At 41.0% G+C, this 21,108-nt stretch carries 8 protein-coding genes; 1 reads left to right on the top strand and 7 read right to left on the bottom strand.

The genetic code is table 11. The features are described from left to right. From AC1DSL_RS11175 to AC1DSL_RS11165, 3 genes are all read right to left on the bottom strand, one after another. A partial coding sequence (locus tag AC1DSL_RS11175) for a DUF6359 domain-containing protein (RefSeq protein WP_477532228.1) occupies positions 1-846 on the bottom strand: 846 nt, incomplete at its 3' end. 342 nt (positions 847-1,188) lie between these two features. Further along, positions 1,189-5,508: a S8 family serine peptidase gene (locus tag AC1DSL_RS11170; RefSeq protein ID WP_477532227.1), complete on the bottom strand. Its 4,320-nt coding sequence runs from the start codon at positions 5,506-5,508 to the stop codon at positions 1,189-1,191. Between the two features lie 504 nt (positions 5,509-6,012). Continuing rightward, entirely contained in the window at positions 6,013-12,126 is a 6,114-nt protein-coding gene (locus AC1DSL_RS11165; RefSeq protein ID WP_477532226.1) for a S8 family serine peptidase, read from the bottom strand. 349 nt (positions 12,127-12,475) lie between these two features. Between AC1DSL_RS11165 and AC1DSL_RS11160 the strand changes: the two genes are divergently transcribed. Continuing rightward, entirely contained in the window at positions 12,476-12,607 is a 132-nt protein-coding gene (locus tag AC1DSL_RS11160) for a hypothetical protein (RefSeq protein ID WP_477532225.1), read from the top strand. 49 nt (positions 12,608-12,656) lie between these two features. On the opposite strand, the gene AC1DSL_RS11155 is transcribed toward AC1DSL_RS11160, so the two are convergent. From AC1DSL_RS11155 to AC1DSL_RS11140, 4 genes are all read right to left on the bottom strand, one after another. Next, positions 12,657-13,295: an L-fuculose-phosphate aldolase gene (locus AC1DSL_RS11155; protein WP_477532224.1), complete on the bottom strand. Its 639-nt coding sequence runs from the start codon at positions 13,293-13,295 to the stop codon at positions 12,657-12,659. 37 nt (positions 13,296-13,332) lie between these two features. Next, positions 13,333-14,349 carry an S-methyl-5-thioribose-1-phosphate isomerase gene (gene mtnA / locus AC1DSL_RS11150; RefSeq protein ID WP_477532223.1) on the bottom strand — a complete coding sequence of 339 codons (1,017 nt, stop codon included), beginning with the start codon at positions 14,347-14,349 and terminating at the stop codon, positions 13,333-13,335. Then, on the bottom strand, positions 14,346-15,560 hold the full coding sequence (gene mtnK, locus AC1DSL_RS11145; protein ID WP_477532229.1) for an S-methyl-5-thioribose kinase: 1,215 nt from the start codon (positions 15,558-15,560) through the stop codon (positions 14,346-14,348). The genes mtnA and mtnK overlap by 4 nt, the downstream gene beginning before the upstream one ends. 349 nt (positions 15,561-15,909) lie before the next feature. Further along, entirely contained in the window at positions 15,910-19,710 is a 3,801-nt protein-coding gene (locus AC1DSL_RS11140; protein WP_477532222.1) for a S8 family serine peptidase, read from the bottom strand. Between the last annotated feature and the right edge of the window lie 1,398 nt (positions 19,711-21,108).

Raw genomic sequence — 21,108 nt, 5'->3', positions numbered from 1 at the left:
GCCAGTAATTGTTACTTTGTTTAATTGAATGCGTTCACCTTGAGTATCTTCATTCACTCCAGTAGGCGCAATAACTTGTGCTGCTGGAAGTGGGTTGTCAGAAGATTTCACTGTGATTTTTGTTGGCTGGATTTGAAGTTCGCCTGCGTACGGGCTTACTTTCCCTTCAAGCTCAACGATGTCACCTGGTTTTACGTCAGCTGCAGAGACAAATGCATAAAGACCCGCAGTATCGTCTTGAATGTAGAAGCCTTTTTGACCCCAGAATCCAACGCCTGTTGTTACTGTACCGCTTACTTTGATCAATTTTGCTGGATCAGTTACTGCACGGGCAGCTGCGATATTGGCTACTGCTTCTGCTACAGGTGGTGGATCTACTTCTCCTCCAACGAATGTCATTGCCGAAACTGGCGCCTTTAGACCAGCATGGTTTCCAAAATATTTTTCAAGAGAAGCACTAACAGATACTTTTTTACCGATATTACCTGGGTTTGTTTTAAGTCCAAATGTTGATCTTAATGTAGTAGGTGTAGCAGGAACTTGTACATAAATCATTTTTGATAAATCGGTTTCATTTGCTGAGTCCGCAATTGCATAGTTGTTATCATCAGTAGCACCTGCCTTAACTACCGATGTTTCCCCTTTAACATAACCGACAATATAGCCATCCACTGTAACATTCTTTTTAGCAGCCACATCGTATTGTGCAAGTGCCTCAGCGACGGTCAATGATGTTGCGGCCGAAGCACTTGGTGCTGTGATAAATGGTGCCACCATTGAGAGAATTAGTAAGAAAGCTAGTGCAATCTTACTTAAAACATGTTTCCTAATACCTTCTTTTGTCATCCGTACCACTCCTCAAAAAGTAAATTTCTAGTACTATCTGATTATATCAGACTATTGTAAGAGTTTTCTTAAGAATTTGTAAAATTCATAATGATTACGTAAAAATAGGTAAGAAGTCCGACTATTTTGTTAAGTTATTATAAAGAAAAGTAAATATAGCTTATATTAATAGAATTAATTCTACTAATAAGATATGGGATACCTATTCGAAATATAACAGTTAGAGTTATGTCCTTTTAAATTGATTTTCCCGTTTTAACTGTAATTTATTCCCTTTCACCCTATAGTTTCCAGTGAATACATACAAAAAGGAGCCAGCAATCGCTGGCTCCTCATGTTTTTTTATAGATCGCCTAGTTTGTTAAGGGCACGGTACAGCATAACTGCTGATTCAGCGCGTGTTGCATTGTCTTGTGGAGAGAAGACGTTGCCGCCACGGCCAGATACGATTCCCAAAGCCACTGCTTGTTTAACGCTTAGTTTCGCAAAAGTACTGATATTTTTATCATCAACGAACACTTTTGAAGTATCAAGATTGTTCAATAATGCAGCATCTTCGTGTTTCACAGCACGGACAATGATAGCCGCGATTTCTTCACGTGTGATTTTCGCGTCTGGATTGAACGTTCCATCAGTTTTACCGTTGATGATGCCAGCGCGAGCTGCCGCTTCGATTCCAGCGTAAGCCCAAGCTTTGTTTGTTGTTACATCTTTGAATGTACCAGCATATTCTTTTGTTTCTAAACCAAGAGCACGAGAAACCAATACAGCGAACTCAGCACGAGTCAATTTATCTTCCGGTGCAAACAAATCAGCTGTTTTACCAAGAATGATTTTCTTCGTTGCTAATGTCTCGATTTCTTTCTTAGCCCAGTGGCTAGCGATATCACTGTATGTTACTGGTTTTGGATCAACAACTGGTGGTACTACCACTGGTGGTTGCGTCGGCGGCGTAACAACTCCATCTTGTTTCATAACCGTGATGTTCTGAGTAGCCTCGTGACCTACCATGTCAACTACTTTCAATTCGAAGTCATTTTTGCCATTTACTAATGGAAGAACAACATCAACTGTTTGGCTGTAACCTAACATTGCATAAGGTTCAGATAATGGATTTGCAAATACTTCGTTACCGTTTAGGTATAGACGAAGTTCATCGAAGTTATCGCCAACCTTAACTTTGATTGTTGGATCTGGCGAAGATGTTTTTACTCCAGATGGTACAGTTGCCGCAACAGCTTGAACTGTCGGTTTTGTTGTATCAACGAAGATTTTACGACCGATTTGCATTACGTTGCCATGCTCGTCAATTGCCTCCACTTTCACGTCTTTCACACCGTCAGTAAGCTTCAACTTATGAGAGAAATTCTTGCCGTCGAATGAATCCGCAACTACACCGTTCACTTTAAGTGAATCAACGTTTGAATCATCTTCTACCGTACCTGTTACTACTACTTCAGAAGTTTTGTACTCCACGAAATAATCATCCGGTGTTTTGAAGTAAATGACTGGTGGTTTTGTTTCTTCAGGGCTAGGAAGCACAAATTCTTTTTTAGAAACGTTTCCGGCGATATCGAATACTTTAACTGTTACTCTGTCGCCAGCTGCTAATGCATCTGAGATAACAAATGTGTCAAGAGTTGCTGCTTCTTTTACTTCTTTACCTTTGACGTATACTTCAACGCGGTCAATACCTACGCCACCTGAATTGTCTTTAACATTTGCAAGAGCAACTGTTTTTGTTGCAGCATCGAATGAGATCTCAGCAGTTGGTGCTTTTGTATCCACGATGATCGGGAATTCATATGATTGCCATTCAGCACCTTCAAAGTCGATTACACCGCGTAATTCAATCGTATATTGGCCATCTGGAGCAGGTTTTCCATTGATTTTCCCGTCCCAACCATTAGCTGAATTATACTTATAAGCTGGATTTGTTGCAGAATCAATATAGTTTTTCGTTAAATTCTTTTCAGTACGGATTGTACGTACTTTGTTGCCGTTTGAATCTAATACATTTACTTCTAATTTCTTAGCATTACGCATTAATGAGTAAACTGGGACTGCCAAGTCGATGTTACCATCGCCATTTGGTGAGAAAGCAAATTTCGATGGATTGAAGTTTTCATCTAATGATGGACCAGTGATAGAGTCACCGTTTTGGTCAACCAATCCTTGGTAACCCCAGTAAGTGGATTCTTCCCAAGCACTRCCATCAAAAATTGCTGCATCATCCCATGAGCCATTGAATCCGAAGAACGGTACATTCAATGGTACATTTCCGGAAGTTACTTCGTTAGGATCTTCAAGCGTCACGAATCCGTCAATGAAGAATCCGTTTACGAATGTTTCGAAGCCTTCCATGTCTTTCAATAGAGAAGCATCTACAGATACTTGAATTTCAGTTTCGCCATTTGCAGCGATTTCTATAGATTCAGGAGCCGTAACATCCACTAGGTCCGTCACGATATTTGAACCTGCAATGTTTGGTACAACTACGTCATATCCAGAAGTTGTCAATGCATGGTCAGTTTGAAGTTGAACATCAACATTGAAGTTTTTCGCTTCATCCGATAAGTTTTTCGCTTTCAATGTAAATGTGAATTTGCCATCTTTGATTTCCTTCAATGCTACTTTCGCTTCGCCAGTTGCTTTGTTTGTTACCATAACGTCAGTTTCTAATGCGTTCGCAAGTTGCATGATTCCAGCACCTTGACGACGTGGTGATACGTATTCTTTCATACCATCGTATTCATCCAAAACTACTGGTTTAGCTGTGTTCATCATCAAATTTTTAGCAAACTGTACGCGAGCTGCGCCAGTCAAGCCGAACTCTTTGTTCACACGTTCCATTACCAATGCCGTACCTCCGGCTACGTGTGGCGCTGCCATTGATGTACCGCTCATCAAACCGTATTCATTGTTATTGAATGTCGAGAAGATGTTTCCACCTGGAGCTGTGATTTCAGGTTTAAAATCCAAGTTCGGTGTCGGACCCCAAGAAGTGAATCCAGACATTTTTCCTGCAGTCGGACTAGCCACTTCGATATATTGCCCATCGAAACCTACAGTAACTTCTTTTCCTGTATCAAGAGCTGCTTTAAGTGCCACGCCATCTACTTGAAGTGCCGACATGTAAGGAATTTTGATATCTGAGCTTGATGCCATGCTGATTGTACCAGCCGCGTTGTTATAAACAATAACACCAGCAGCTCCAGCAGCTTGTGCATTCAAGCCTTTTTCAACAAATGAAATGCTTCCGCGAGATACTAATGCAAATTTACCTGTTAAGTCTTTTCCTGCGAAATCAGCCACTGTTCCAAACCCTGCGGACTCGATCGGGTACTCTTCTTCAGGAAGATCATTTGGTTCTGCGTCATTTGCCAACAAGAACATTGCACGACCTGTTTGTACACCATCAAATTCATATGTGAAACTCGAAGCCGTAACGTGGCTATTTTCGAATGAAGCAACACCGAATGAATCTTTAGAAACAGATGGTGATCCAGTCAAACCGTAATCTTGGTTATCTGCCATTGGATAGAATGTACCAGAACCAAACATATCTGAGTTCCCTGCAGATATGGCTACCAAAATACCACTATCTTGCGCACGTGTTACAGCCATTTGTTCTGGATTCGAATTATCGACATACCCGGCTGTTGAACCTAATGACATGTTAATGACGTCTGCACCAAGCTTGATTGCATCATCCATTGCTTTTACATAGATATCACCGAAAGTTGATGGGAACAATGGATCGTTACCAAATACTTTAAGTGCCAAAAGTTGAGCTTCAGGAGCTACTCCTTGGATTCCACCTTTTTCTTCGTCACCATTTGCTCCTACAGTACCTGAAACGTGCATACCATGCATTGACGCTCCCGGACCGATGTCTCGGATTTCCAGGTTGCCGTCCATGTAGTTGTAACCGTAAGGAACTTTCGCAGTGAAGTATTTACCCGCTTCGACTGAGCCATTGCCAACCAATGTACTTACTTCTTCTGAAGTGATGTCGCCAGATGTTTCGTCAGTCAGGATCATGTCACGGTGAGTAGGGTCAATCCCCGTATCAATGACACCAACTACCATTCCTTCACCTTTGAAGTTATATTTTTCCCACGCTAGTTGGGCTTGTACTAATTCTTTTGAGTGTGTCATTTCTGGTGTTGCTACGGGACGGGCATATTCAGTAGATTCGTGTACAGACTTAACACCAGGAGTAAGTGCGATACGTGCTACATCTTTTGCATCGACTACAGCAGAGAAACCATTAAATACAGTTGTGAAGTTTTCCTTGAAATCAATGTTCTTAGCAAACTTCGAAATGTTCGCTTGAACTCTCTCTTGATCTTGTTCAATTGAATCTTCTAAACTATTACGTTGGGATTGTGGAAGTTCTTTGTAAAGAACACCCTTTTGAGTAGCCGTTTCAATCGCTGGAGCTTTTTCAAGTTCAACGATGATACGCACTTTTTCAGTTGGATTTTCAGGTGCAACAAATCGATCCGGAATCTTTTTAGCCGGTTTTTGCACATTGATAACAGGAACCTGTTTTTCTAATTTCGCAGCATCTGCTGGAGCTGGTGCGCCGATTGTTGCTGTACTAAGTGCTAGTGAAGCTGCCATTGCAACCATCATGCTTTTTCTAGAATTACTCAATCTGCTTTCCTCCCTTTTTGAGTTTCATAACTTAGATTAATTTCCATTCAATAGATTTCACTAAATTATGTAACAATTAGAAATTTACCATATATTTTGATTGTTGCAAATATAAAAACAGAATAACTTATGTTACATTTTGATTACAAAACCTGGAAATGAAATTTCTGTAGATAAAAAGTATGTATTTGGTAAACTACTAATAGTTTTAATTAACTATTATTTTTTAAAACATTAATAGAGCTAAAGTTTCACATTTAGAAAATATGGTTTTTTATGGGTTATAAGGAAACTATTCTGATATAGCACAAGACTTTTATAACGGTTTATCCAGTTGGTTTAGACTGCTAAGTACCTACTTAAATATTGATTGGATTTATATTCCAAATTGTATTTTACGATATCATATTTCTAAATTGTAAGTTCTCCTGCACATTCTGAAAAATTAATTTACTTAAAAATTATAGAAAAGAGCCAGCACGAGGCTGACTCTTTTGTTTGGCATTAAAATTCATTCATTTTATCCAGTGCGCGGTATAACATAACTGCCGCTTCCGCACGAGTTGCATTTGCTTTCGGATCGAATTTATTTCCTGAACGACCTGTGATGATGCCTAAACCTACTGCTTGTTTTACTGATACCTTGGCGAAATCGCCGATTGCTTTATCATCCGCAAATGATTTAGAAGAATCTACATCTTTTAGTAGTGTCGCATCTTGATATTTCACTGCACGAACAACGATTGCTGCAATTTCTTCACGTGTGATAAGCGCATCTGGATTGAACGAGTCTTTCGTTTTCCCGTTAACGATACCAGCACGGTATGCAGCTTCAATACCAGCATAAGCCCATGCTTTGCTTGTTGGTACATCTTTGAATGTTCCTTGGTACTCATCCATCGGAAGATTCAACGCACGTGCAATCAATACAGCAAATTCAGCGCGTGTAATTTTACCTTCCGGGTTAAATGTTGCATCTGTTTTCCCGCTTGTGATTGAACGAGAAGCCAGTACTTCAATTTCATCCTGTGCCCAGTACTTTTGGATATCGCTAAATGTTTTCGCATGTTCGATTACTACGAATTTCGAGAAGTGATTTGTTTTGAAAACAAATTTGCCATTATCGTACGTTCCACCCACATAGTCCAGTGATTTCGAAGTCTCGTTCACATAGTAGGCAGCCACTTTACGTGGATTTTTTACTGTTGCAGTAACTGGAAGTGTTACTTGAACTGGTTCTGAGAAAGTAGAAACATTTGTTGTAATTCCAGCTTTTACAGTTGTGATTGTAAATTCATAAGTAGCTGATGCTGCTCCGTTTATATCTGTTGATTTAGACATTTTCACAGAAACTGTCGCACTTTCAGGCGAACCAGCTGCGATTGCTTTCAATACTTCATTTGGTACAGCCACTTCTGTGTTACCAGATTTGATAACAAGTGGTTTTGAAGATTGAGCAATTGTATTCAATGATCCTGTTGGTAATTTTGCACTTACTTCAGGTTGTGCTTCAGTTAAAGCTGGTACATCTACTTTAACTTCTTTTATTGCAGGGTCATTCACTTGAGCTGAAGCTGTATTTCCATCCACAGTCACCTGACCAGGGTTCGATGGTGCTGGTGGCGCAGGTGGAATAACAACCTGTTTATTCTGTACGTTTACATCCAATGTCACTGATTGACCTTTGTATTGAACTGTTACTTTAGTTGTTCCAGCAGCTTTAGCTGTGATTAAACCTTTGTCTACTGATACAACTGCTTCTTTTTCAACTACATACGTAGCATCTGCCGTTACATTAGTTGTGACATCGTCTTTACCAGCTTCTTTTACCGTCTGGTTAACTGTAATTTGTTCTTTGCCATCTACAGTTAGATCTACTTTAGTTTTATTCAACGATAGAGATATAACTGGCAAGACCGGTGCATCGGCTACTGTTATGTTTACTACAGCCGTTTTGCCGCCGTAAGTTACTGTTACTTTTGAAGTTCCTGCTGCTTTAGCTGTGACTAAGCCTTTGTCTACTGATACAACAGTTACATTTTCAACGTCATAGGTAGCGTCTGCTGTCACGTCTTTAGTTGTAGGTTCTTCACCATTCTTAGTAGTTGTTTCCGTAACTACTAATTTTTCTGTTACTCCTACTTCAAGTGCTACAGTAGATTTATTTACTCCGATTGTTTTAACGTCTGGAACTGGTACTGCTGTGACTGTCACACTTACAGTTTTTGTATTGTCGCCTACTGTAATGGTAATGTCAGTTGTTCCTACTGCTTTCGCTGTAATTAAACCAGCCTCTACAGAAATTACGTCGCTATCAAAGCCATCGTAAGTTGCTGTAGCTGTTACGTCTTCTTCAGTAGAAGTTTCATCTGCTTTAGTAGTTGTTTCTGTAACTACTAATTTTTCTGTTGCTCCTACTTCAAGTGCTACAGTAGATTTGTTGACTTTAAGAGTTTTTACGTCTGGAACTGGTTTTTCTGTTACGGTAACGTTCACAGTCACAGATTTTTCACCATGTGTGATTGTGATTGCTGTTTCGCCTGCTGCTTTAGCAGTAATTACTCCCGCTACGACAGAAACGATTGCATCGTCTTCAACAGCGTATGCTGCGTCAGCAGTTACATCAACGTCTACTGATTCATCTCCAACTGTTGTTGTTTCTGTAACTTTTACAGAAGCAGTATTACCTTCTTCAATTGAAAGATCAGTTTGATTAACTGAAAGTGTAACGACAGCTACTGGTGCAGGAACAGTTTCAACAGTGAATGCTTCAACTGTATCGTTTCCAGCGATGTCCTGTACGATTACAGAAACTTTGTATTTTTGACCTTTTTGAAGATCAACCAATTGAATTGAGTAAGTTCCATCAGCATTAATGCTAAATGTACCTTGATCAACTGTCTTGAATTTTTTGTCCTGAACTACATAAGAAGCTTTAAGGTAATTATTCACGTCAAATGCTTCTACACCAAAGTGTTCTTTTAGTACAGCTTCGTAACCGAAGAATTTATCTTCAACTTTTCCTACAAGTGTAAATTCTGTTGCATCCACATCTGTTGCGTTTTCACTTGTGATTGTAGGTGCTGTTGATTTTACAAATATAGGCTTGACTGTTGCTGTTATTGCTTCATTCGTGGTACTCGTTGTGTTAACTTTCATTCCATAAATTCCGTCATTTAGCTTTCCTTTTTCATAGGTATAGCCGTTTGTATATGAGCCGTCAAATACTCCTGATTTTGTTTTCGCTTTTGTCACGTCAAACAGAATGTCTCCAATATGTCCTGCCGGTTTTGGAGTGCCAGTGTATTTATTCGGATCGAGTACATCGATAGTTGTTGCGTATTTTGGTGCTTCTTTTAGTACATATGAAAAATTCGCTTTATCCAATTTCCCATCACCATTTGGAGAGATCGCGATGCTATCAAATCCAAATGAACTCACGTATTTGTTTGATGGGTCAATCGGATTGGACGGTACCGGTACGATTGGTGGTGCTTCGATTGGTACTTCCGGAATTGGTACTTCTCCAAAGATGACTACTTCATTATGGTTACCAGCTTCATCTACTACATTTACAGTAACTGTATCTGTTTCTGCGTTAAGAGTTGAAACTGGGAATGAGAATGTCCCATTTTGTTCAAGCACAAATGGCACAGATTGTCCCGCAACACCGTTTAAAGTGATCACATATGATGCATGTAATTTTTCATTAAGGTCAAAATCAAGTCCATAATTCTCTAACTCTGTGTTGTATTCGATATATTTGTCAGTTACTTGTCCAGTTGCTACGCCAGTCACTACAGAACCAGTAATTTCAGGTTTTGTTGTTTTCACAACAACCGGTCCAACATAGTCACCAACAACTGCAGGGTTTCCTGAAACTGTTTTTCCTGAGAAGTCAAATGTATATAGACCATCAGGGATTTTCCCAGCAGGAACACCAGACGTCCAAGGTTTGTACTGACCCTTTACTGCCAAAGTGTACTTTCCTGCTGCAAGAGAATTGCCGGCATGCACATATCCGATATAGCCGTCTCCATATTCTCCGCCTTCAGGGTTCATGATGTCGAAAAGTTCGATGTAGTTATTTGTTACATTCCCAGTTAATGTAAAGGAAAGTAATGCTTCATCTTGTACTCCATCGCCGTTAAACGATAGGTCTGTCTCAGTAATGTTAAAGTCTTTAAATTCCGTCGCTGCCGCTCCACCGAAGTCCGCTGCGAATGGTAATGAAATTTCATTGTCTGCTCCATTAATGTGAATGTAGCCCAGAATTTCATCTCCTGCTTTTGGCGCTGCATTTTTTGATGCAGTCAGTGTAACGTTTAACATTTGCTCGCCATTCAATGTGAATGTCGGTTTATCGATTGTAAGTTTTGCATCGCCGAAAGATTTTGTAACGTCAACTGTCACATTGTAATCTCCGCCCTTACCTTTTAAATCTTTTACAAGAATTTGTTTCGTAACTGAAAGATTTTCTTTAAGTGATTGTGGACCGAATGTAACTGTCCCTTTTAAGTTATCCACTATTTGTCCGCTACCGTTAAGAGTAGCTTTGTCTAGTGCATAAGCGAGTGCACCTGGATGTGCAGCTGCATACGCGTCTACACGTCCAGCCCCTTGAGAGAAGACATCGTATTTAGCTGTATCAAGAATTTTTGCCGTGTTCGAAAGTGCCACTTTCACGTCAAACGCATTCCAGTTTGGATTTGCTTGTTTAACAAGTGCCGCGATTCCTGCGATGTGTGGTGTAGCCATTGATGTTCCCGTATAACGATCATAAGCTTCGTCATATGTTGCTTCTGGGAAATCTGCTTTGTACATGGCAATAGATGACATGATGTTTGTACCAGGTGCTGTTACATCTGGTTTGATATCGAAGTTCGGAGTGGATGGTCCACGTGAACTTGAATCATTTACATCATCACCAAGAGTTTTTGCTGAAGCAAAGTTACCGAAAGTAACTTTTCCAGTTCCACCTTTTAATGCCGCACGGATTGCATCTCCGTCTGTTTGCGACATATCAAATGCTGGGATGAATGCAAATGAGTCACCAAGGAAAGTTCCTGATGCATTCGGTGCATTCGTACCTCCTGCTATGTTGTGGATGATCACTCCTACTGCACCGTTTTCTTTTGCAAATGCAATTTTGTCAACAAATGCAATTGAACCACGTGAGACAAGTGCGATTTTCCCTTTAACGTTAAGACCATTGTAGTCAGTAGCAGTACCATTTCCAGGAACTGCTACTAAGTCGAACTCACCTTGAAGTTGTGTTGCAACGTCTTTACCGAAAGTAGTTCCCATCAACTGTAATTGTTTAGAAAGATTGTAGCCACCGACTGTGACATTTACTTTCCCGTTGTGTAGTGTTTCAGGGTTTGTTGTATTACCAACTGCGATTCCTAAACGTGCAGTAGATGGAGTTCCCATCGTCCCACGTTTCGGGCCTGAGTTACCTGTTGCAATTACTGAAATTGTACCTGCCATCATCGCGTTGTTAATCGCAAATGATCCGCTGTCCGTTTCAGAGTTAGGTCCGCCACCAAGTGACAAGTTGATAACATCCATTTTTTCGATTACTGCTGTATCGATTGCTTTGATGATACCTGAAGTAGCCCCGCTACCGTATGCACCAAGTACACGGTAAGCGTAAAGGTCTACTTTTGGTGCAATCCCTTTAATCCCGTATTCATTGTTTCCAACAGCTGCAATTGTCCCTGCTACGTGTGTACCGTGAGACGTATAGAATGCACTGCCGTTAGCGTTGAATTCCGGTTTATTAGCTGGACGTTCAAGTGGTGATGTCTCAGACGCATCATCATCAGCACGCGTACGAGTATATTCTGTTCCAGCTACTTGAGGGACAAAGTTTTTACCGCCTTTATAAGTTCCAGCAAATTCTGGGTGATCTTTGTCAATACCTGTATCAAGTACAGCTACTTTAATGCCTTCCCCTTTATATCCTTCGTCCCATAACTTTTTAATTCCTAAGAATGAAAGGCTCGTATTCATTGCCGCTTCCATCTTGCCATCCTTATCAAGATTAGATGTTGACTTCGTTGCAGTTGATTGCTTGTCTCCCAATGCATAAACCGTTACATCCGGTTCTACTAAAGTAACGCCTGGAATTGAAAGCAATTTTTTAAGGTCATTCGCTTTTACAGTTGCCGCAAAACCGTTCAACACTGTATTGAATGTATAGCCTTGCTTGACTGAAATGCCTTTCGAACTCATTTGTTTCTTAACGAGGGACTGTTGCGCATCTACGTTCGCCTTCACTTTAGCCGCTTGAGCGTTCGTGAACTTTTTCCCAGCCAATTCGTTAATTCCCTGTTTCAGGGCTACAGGTTCCTCAGACAAATGAACAATAACCGCTACTTCTTTATCGCCTGAAACACCTAATAAATTTTTGTGAAGTCTTGGTCCGCCCTCTAAGACGTCCATTTGCTCTGCAATAGCTGCTTTTAATTCTAACTGCGTTTCAGTTTGAACATTCTGCTTAAATGGTTTCAGCTGTTTCGTGTTTGCCGATGCCGACATTGGCGTCAACAATGAAAGAACCATAAACATTGCAAGAATGCTACTGAAGAACTTATTCAACTTGTTTTTTTTCAATTCTCAATTCCCCCTAAATGATTTTATGTCTCAATAGTTGCTAAAGTTCCCCTCCTTTTTTATGTCTGAAGATTCAAACATCGTTACCCATAAAAGGCAACAGGGTAAATTTTACCATAATAATAGATTAATAGTTACTTATTTAGAGTGTTTTTATATTACTTTTGTATTTCAAAAATGTAAATTAATGTCGATTTATGACATCGAGATTGTCGGAGTTTGGAAGTTAGTTATTGAATTTAGAGCCATTTCGACAAAATCGGGGATGTTTATAACAAAATCGCGATTAATAACTGCTTAAACAAAATAAAAATGACCTCTCCCCATTGATAGGAAGAGGTCATTAGCTGTGAGTATTATTCTAGCAGTGAGTATTAAACCTTATAACTCGTTCAGTATATCCAGTGCGCGGTATAGCATGACTGCTACTTCAGCACGCGTTGCATTTGCTTTCGGATCGAATTTGCTACCTGCTGTGTGACAGGTTATAAATCTACCATTTTCAAATCCCCTTTGTTCAGGTGAATCTACTATTTTTGCCCGTATGACTTGAATTTCTCCGCCATATGAGCCATTTCGTTATCGTCTAGAATGACTGGTTCCCCCACGGCCTTTGCTTTCAAATACACTTCGCAGCAAAATTCGATTTCTTCCGCGATGGCGAATGAGGTAGCAATATTGTTCGCACCTGCCAATAGCCCGTGATTAGCCAGAAAGACAGCTTGTCGATCTTTCATCCCTTCGAAGGCATTGGTCGCAAGTTCTGATGTACCAAAACTCGCATACTCCGCACAGCGTACGTCTTTTCCTGCATAAGCAACCAAATATGACACTGCTGGCAAATTCCATCTTAGTGATGCAAGCACGGTGGCGTGCATGGAATGAGTATGGACGATTGCATCTATGTCTGTACGTTGTTGATAGAAAATCGCGTGCATCGGGAATTCGCTTGATGGCTTTTTATCGCCAGCGATGACTTTCCCTTGCAGATTACATACGACTACATCTTCAGCTGTCATGATGTCGTAATCGATGCCGCTCGGACTGATGATCATATGGCCGGATTCACGGTCGAAGATGGAAATATTGCCCCCCGTCCCTTTGGTTAGGCCTCGTGTTCTCAATAACTTACAATAATCGACAATTTCATTGCGTTCTTTCATAAACATAGGTTGTTCCTCCATTCATGGTGTATATCTACTATGTTTAGCGAAATAGTTTTTTCAGGTTTTCTTCGTAAGGTGCACGAACAATTCCTTTTTCAGTGACTATGGCCGTGATGTGTTCGTGTGGTGTGACGTCGAATGCGGGGTTGTACACATTAACATCTGCCGGTGCCGTCAGTCTGCCAAAGCCTTCGATGACTTCGGATTTATGTCTTTCCTCAATCGGAATTTGCGTGCCCGTTGGTGTATTTAGGTCAATGGTTGGTGTTGGTGCTGCCACGTAAAACGGAATGTTGTAGTGTTTTGCTAAAATGGACACTCCAAGTGTACCGATTTTATTGGCCGTATCACCGTTTGCAGCTACTCGGTCGCAACCGACGATAACAGCTTGTACTTTGCCTTGTGACATAACCATAGCGGCCATATTATCCGTAATGACCGTTACATCGATTCCCGCTCTGCTCAGTTCCAGTGCCGTCAATGTAGATCCTTGTAGACGAGGGCGTGTTTCGTCAGCGTACACTTTGAAATCCCAGCCTTTTTCTTTTGCCAGATACATGGGTGCAGTGGCTGTTCCGTATTTCGAAGTTGCTAGAGCACCCGCGTTACAATGTGTCAGGATGCCTATGCCGTCAGTTAGTAACGTTAATAGGTTTTCGCCGATGGTGCGGTTGATTTCTTCATCTTCTTTATGAATGGCTATTGCTTCCGCTAATAAAGCTTCTTTGTAAGTAGCGTCCGGCGCTTTGACTGCTGTCATGCGGTCAAGAGCCCAGAACAAGTTGACTGCAGTCGGTCTGGACGTAGCCAAATACTCTGCGCTTTTCTGTACTACTTTCACCAAATCGGTTTCGGAATTGCGAACAGCCAAGTAAACGCCGTATGCTGCGGCAACGCCAATCGCTGGGGCACCGCGAACTTTCATCGTGACGATGGCATCCCAGACGCTTTCGACAGTTGTGAATTCTTCGTAGACAATGTCGTTAGGAAGCTTGGTTTGGTCAAGCAAGACAAGTGCATCGTTTTTCCATTCTATCGGGTTCAGTGCTTCAGTCATTTGTTTTCCTCCTGTAGTGCGTTTTGTAGCGCTGTTAAGTATTGTCCGCCTGTTTGGAATTCTGACGGGTTAAGGATTAGTTCCACTGCGACACGCAAGCAGAGTCTTTCTGCTTTCAGACGGTTTTCGATCGGTTCGATGGTGGTGATGTCTTTCACTTTCGCTAAGCCCACGATGCGGCGTGCTAGTTCAAGACCTGCCATGCCAGCTGTGTCTTTCAGGATGTTTTGTAAGTAATGTTCTTTGAAATCTACGTTTTTAGCAACGAGTTCCGTTGCGTGGTCGTCCCAAGCAATGCGGAATTTCGTGTCGAATAAGTCCATTACGTCGAATAATGTATTTTCTACCCATACCGTGAATTCTTTGTTTTGGTATGCATCACCGCGAGCGAATGCAAAAATCAGGTTGGCCATGACGTTACCGATATCGTAGCCCATAGGTCCGAAGAATGCGAACTCGGGATCGATGACTTTCGTGTCATTTTGATTGATGAAAATCGAGCCCGTATGTAGGTCGCCATGAATGAGTGATTGACTGTTGTTCATAAACTGGAACTTCAATTTCGCTACTTCCAAGTGAAGCACTTCGTTTTCGTAAAGGTGCGTCTGGACAAATTGTTCATTCCCCGGTGTCACTTCGTTGCGGTTAAAGTTGTTGTGGAATGGCTCCGTGAACACGAGGTCTTCCGAAATTTCACAAAGCTCTGGGTTCGTGAATTTTGCGACCAGTTCTTTCTTATCTTTATGGTTCAGGACAACGTCACTTGTGCGCAGCAATGTGTTCACGAGGAAGTCGGTGATATGTTCCGCGAAATGAGGGAACGTCTCGAAATTTGTCAGCGCAGTGCGCATGATTGTCAGATGCGACAAGTCCTCCATGACGCAACAGCTCATCGTTTCATCCAACAGATAAATTTCAGGAACCAGTCCAGGTGCCAGCGTATGTTGCAGTTGAAGTGCTTCGGTCTCGATTTTGTTACGGCTAGTCGACAGGACGAATTCATCTGAAATGCGCGCAGTCGTACCCGCTTGTTTGACGAYAACTGATTCTTTCGTTTCCTCGTTGACGACGCGGTACACATAGTTCAAGTTGCCGTCACCAATTTCTTTGCAAGTAATCTGTTGTGCATTTTGGAATGACTCTATTTTGGCTTTCACATATTGAATGACGTCATCGGTATTCATCAGGAAGTATTGTTCAAAAGTATGCATAGGTTTTTGCATCTGCAACCGCTCCTTTGAAAATAGGTTTTTTTCTATCATAGCAAATTTCTTGTGAGAGTATTCTAGTTATTGAGAATTTGGTTGTATTTTCCCAACGGCCGGTGGGGGTTATGGCGATTTCGGGTAAAGTTATAGCGGGTTGGCGGGGATATCTCGATTTCGTAGGTGGATATCGAGAATTGGGTGATGGATATCTCGATTTCGCGGGTGGATATCTCCATTTCGTGAGCATATATCTATAATTCATTTCTGTTTATCTAAAATTCACCTTTTACGTACAATAAAACACAAAACCCTTTCTCCTATTTAAAGGGAAAGGGTTTTGTAGCTAATTCGGTTATTTTTTTTGTTTTGAAACTTTGATTGTTTGGGTTGCTTCATGGCCAACCAAGTCCACTACTTTCAACTCGAACGTGTTGTTGCCTTTTACCAATGGAAGTTCCACATCAACTGTTTGGCTGTAGCCGTTCATTGCGTATGGTTCTGAAATTGGTTTGTAGAATACTTCACTGTCGTTTACATATAGACGGATTTCATCGAAGTTGTCGCCGACTTTTACTTGGATGATCGGGTTTGCTTCGTTCGATTTTACCGTTTTAGGTACTTTTACCGCTGCTACTGTTGGTTTTGTCGTGTCCACGAAAATGCGGCGTGTGATGCCCATATCATTTCCGAACTCGTCGATTGCTTCCACATTGACTTGTTGCACACCGTCAGCCAGTGTCAGTGTGTGTGTAAAGTTTTTGCCGTCAAATGATGTCGGCGTTTGTCCATTTACTTTCAATGAAGCGATGTTGGAATCGTCTTCAACAGAACCTGCCACCACTACTTGTGATGTTTTATGGTTGCTGAAGAAACTAGGTGTATTGATGAAGATTACCGGTTCAATTGTTTCAGGCTCGTTCGGTGCTGACGTATCGTCATCAGACCCGCCGTCACCAGGTGTTGTTCCTGGTTCTTCGCCTGGTTCTTCGCCTGGTTCTTCCCCGTCTTCTTTATAATCAGCACTTGTTGTTTTGATTGCAAAGGTTTGTTCTTTTACGTTCCCAGCAATATCCCAAACTTTAAGTGTGACTTTGTCGCCTTTTTTCACATTTTTAACTTCATATTCTTTTGCAAGTTCTGCAAGTTCTTCACGTTCAACACCGTTTACATATACTTCTACTCGATCAAGACCAATTCCAGCATCTTGGAGTGTGTTTGTCGAAATGATGTTTTTCTTTTGATCGAATTTATATTTAGCTTCAGGTGCTTTCGTATCCACATAAATCGGGAACTCAACAGACTGCCATTCTGCACCCTCGAAATCAATTACACCACGCACTTGAATGAAGTACTGGCCATCTGCAGCGAGTTTTCCATTAATCATGCCGTCCCATGCATTAGCTGAATTTAACTTGTACGCAGGGTTTGTAGCTGAATCAATATAGTTTTTCGTCATGTTCGTTTCCGTACGGATTGTGCGAACTTTTTTACCGTTGGCATCCAATACGTTGACTTCCAGGTTTTTCGCATTGCGTATCAACGAGTAAACTGGAGTGGCTGAATCGATGTTACCATCGCCATTTGGAGAGAATGCAAATTTCGAAGGATCGAAGTTCTCACCTAATGATGGTCCTTTAATATAGTTCCCTACTTCATCCACCAAACCTTGGTAGCCCCAGTAAGTAGATGATTCCCAAGCACTGCCGTCAAAAATTGATGCATCATCCCATGAACCGTTGTAGCCAAAGAACGGAACTGTTAAAGGTACATTTCCTGATGTTTCTTCGTTCGGGTCATTTAATGTTACGAAACCGTCAATGAAGAATCCGTTAACGAATGTTTCGAAACCTGCCGTGTCTTTCAATAATGAAGCATCGACAGATACTTGAATTTCTGCTTCGCCATTTGCAGCGATTTCTACAGTTTTAGGGGCTTGAACATCCACTAAATCCGTCACGATATTTGAACCTGCAATGTTCGGTACAACTACGTCATATCCAGAAGTTTTCAATGCATGGTCAGTTTGAAGTTGAACATCAACATTGAATTTTTTCGCTTCATCTGAGAAGTTTTTCGCCTTCAATGTGAATTTGAATTTGCCATCTTTGATTTCTTTCAAGGCTACTTTCGCTTCGCCTGTTGCTTTGTTTGTTACCATTACATCTGTTTCCAAAGCGTTTGCAAGCTGCATGATGCCAGCCCCTTGACGACGTGGTGATACATATTCTTTCATACCATCGTATTCAGCAAAAACTACTGGTTTAGCTGTGTTCATCATCAAGTTTTTCGCAAACTGCACGCGCTCTGCACCAGTTAGTCCGAACTCTTTATTCACTCGTTCCATCACTAGAGCAGTACCGCCCGCTACGTGTGGAGCTGCCATTGATGTACCGCTCATCAAACCATAAGAATCATTGTTTAAGGTCGAGAAGATATTTCCACCTGGAGCCGTGATTTCCGGTTTGAAGTCCAAGTTTGGTGTAGGACCCCAAGACGTGAATGAACTCATTTTGCCTGCAGTTGGACTTGGTGCATCGATATATTTTCCGTCAAACCCGACATTTACGACTTGCCCTGCATCAAGACTAGCTTTCATTGCCAGTCCATCTGCTTGAAGTGTGGACATGAACGGAATCTTGATGGCTGGATCAGATGCCATATTGATAGTACCTGCAGCATTATTGTAAACAATGATTCCTTCAGCGCCCGCAGCTTGTGCATTCAGTGCTTTTTCAACGAATGAAATTCCTCCGCGAGATACAAGTGCGAATTTGCCTGTTAAGTCTTTACCAGAGAAGTCGGCAACTGTACCAAAACCTGCAAATTCGATTTCATATTGATCTTCCGGTAGGTCGTTAGGATCTTGGTCATTTGCAAGCAGGAATAATGAACGTCCTGCTTCTGTTCCATTAACTTCATATTTGAAACTAGATGCTGTGATCATGTTATTTTCAAATGATGCTACACCAAATGAATCTTCAGAAACAGAAGGTGAACCAGTCAAACCGTAATCTTGGTTATTCGCCATTGGGTAGAATGTACCTGACCCAAACATATCCGAGTTACCAGCGGAAATGGCTACTAATAAACCGTTATCTTGTGCACGTGAAACTGCTTGCTGTTCTGGGCTTGTGTTATCGACATATCCTGCAGTCGAACCAAGTGACATGTTAATTACGTCTGCTCCAAGTTTAATTGCATCGTCCATCGCTTTTACGTAAATGTCTCCAAACGTTGATGGGTATAATGGATCGTTCCCAAACACTTTAAGTGCTAATAATTGAGCTTCAGGGGCTACCCCTTTAATTCCACCGTTTTCTTCGTCACCGTTTGCGCCAACTGTTCCTGAAACGTGCATACCGTGCATGGATGCATCCGGACCTAAATCACGGATTTCCTGGTTGCCGTCCATGTAGTTATAGCCATAAGGAACTTTATCAGTGAAGTATTTACCTGGCTCGATTTCTCCACCAGCTAACAATCCATTTACTTCATCTGCCGTAATGTCTTCATCCGTTTCTGTAGAAAGAACCATGTCGCGGTGGCTTGGGTCGATACCTGTATCGATGACACCCACGACCATGCCTTCACCTTTGAACGAATATTTTTCCCATGCAAGTTGAGCTTGAACCAATTCTTTGGAATGAACCATATTCGGTTCTTCACTTGGTCTTGTATATTCGTTTGTTTCATAGATGGCTTTTACGCCTTCCGTTTGTGCGATGCCCGCAACGTCGCCCGCTTCTACTTCAGCAGAGAAACCATTGAAGACTGCATTAAACTCTTCTTTAAATTTAACATTTTTGGCTTTACCTTTTACTTTATCTTTTACTTTCTTTTGATCTGCTTTGATTGCTGCTTCTACATTTTTACGTTCCGACTTCGGAAGGTCTTTGTAGAGCTTGCCTTTCTTTGTAGCAGTTTCAATTGCCGGTGCTTTTTCAAGTTCCACGATAATGCGAACTTTTTCGCTTGGGTTCTGAGGAACCGCTAAACGTTCTGGTATTTTCAACGCTGGTTTTTGCAAGTTAAGCGTCGGAATTTGTTTTGCTAATTGTGTCGCTGCTGTTGGAGCCGGCGCACCGAAAGATGCAGTGCTAAGTGCCAATGTGGTTGCAAGTGCAATAAACATGCTTTTCTTTTTCATACTCAATCTAGTTTCCTCCCTAATTATGTTTCTTCTATTTCTGACAAATATTTCAGAAACGTGACAATCTTGTCGAATTAATTAACAATTTGAAATTTAACATATATTAAGAACCTTGAAAACCTTATTTTATTTACCATAATTACTAAAATGATTACATTTTTTGTAATTTGGAGATTTTTAGATATATAGTTACTCCTTCTTGAAACGTTCATAGGTTATATGAATCTATCAATTTTAATTGATAATAGGTCTTTTGGTTTCACAAGTAATAATTTTGGTATTTCTTTGTGCTCATTTTTATTAATTAATGGGGATTCTATATTTTGAAGATGATGCGGGAATGTTGATTTACCAAGGGTAGAGCGGGGGTTCTTTATTTTTTACAATTATAAACAATAACTGGAAACTAGATAAGTTTTCACGAATTCAATGATTGTTATAGCAAATTCATGAGTAGGGTAGCGAATTTGCGTGGATATCTAGAATTCGCTGGTAGATATCGAGTATTCATACTGAGATATCTCGATTTCATATTTGGATATCTTCATTTCGATAGTCGTTATCTATAATTCGCGACTACTTATCTAAAATTCATCTTTTACGCACAATTCCTCAGACCTGTATTTGGTGGCTGACGGCTCGCGCCTGCCACTTTTCTGTTAGTATCTCAAGGTGTCACTTACAAAAAAATTGCCAGTTGGGTGGTTAACTGGCACCACTAATAACGCATTTATTGTGATATCTGGAATTCATGAGTGCATATCAAGAATTCAATGGAAGATATCTCGATTTCGTAGATGGATATCTTTGTCTCGATAGCCGCTATCTATAATTCGCGACTACTTATCTAAAATTCATCTTTTACGCACAATTCCCTCAGACCTGTATTTGGTGGCTGACGGCTGGCGCCTGCCACTTTTCTGTTAGTACCTCAAGGTGCCACTAACAGAAAAATTGCCAGTTGAGTGGTCAACTGGCACCACTAATATCGCATTTATTGTGATATCTGGAATTCGTGAGTGGATATCAAGATTTCAATGGAGGATATCTCGATTTCGTGGATGAATATCTTTGTGTCGATAGTCGTTATCTGGAATTCGCGACTACTTACCTAAAATTCATCTTTTACGCACAATTCCCTCAGACATGTATTTGGTGGCTTGCGCCTGCCACTTTTCTGTTAGTAACTCAAGGTGTCACTTACAAAAAAATTGCCAGTTGGGTGGTTAACTGGCACCACTAATAACGCATTTATTGTGATATCTGGAATTCATGAGTGCATATCAAGAATTCAATGGAAGATATCTCGATTTCGTAGATGGATATCTTTGTCTCGATAGCCGCTATCTATAATTCGCGACTACTTATCTAAAATTCATCTTTTACGCACAATTCCCTCAG

This window comes from Paenisporosarcina sp. P4_D4 (assembly GCF_056401835.1).
Note: the sequence above shows the minus strand (reverse complement) of the source record. Positions and strands in the feature narration are given on the sequence as shown.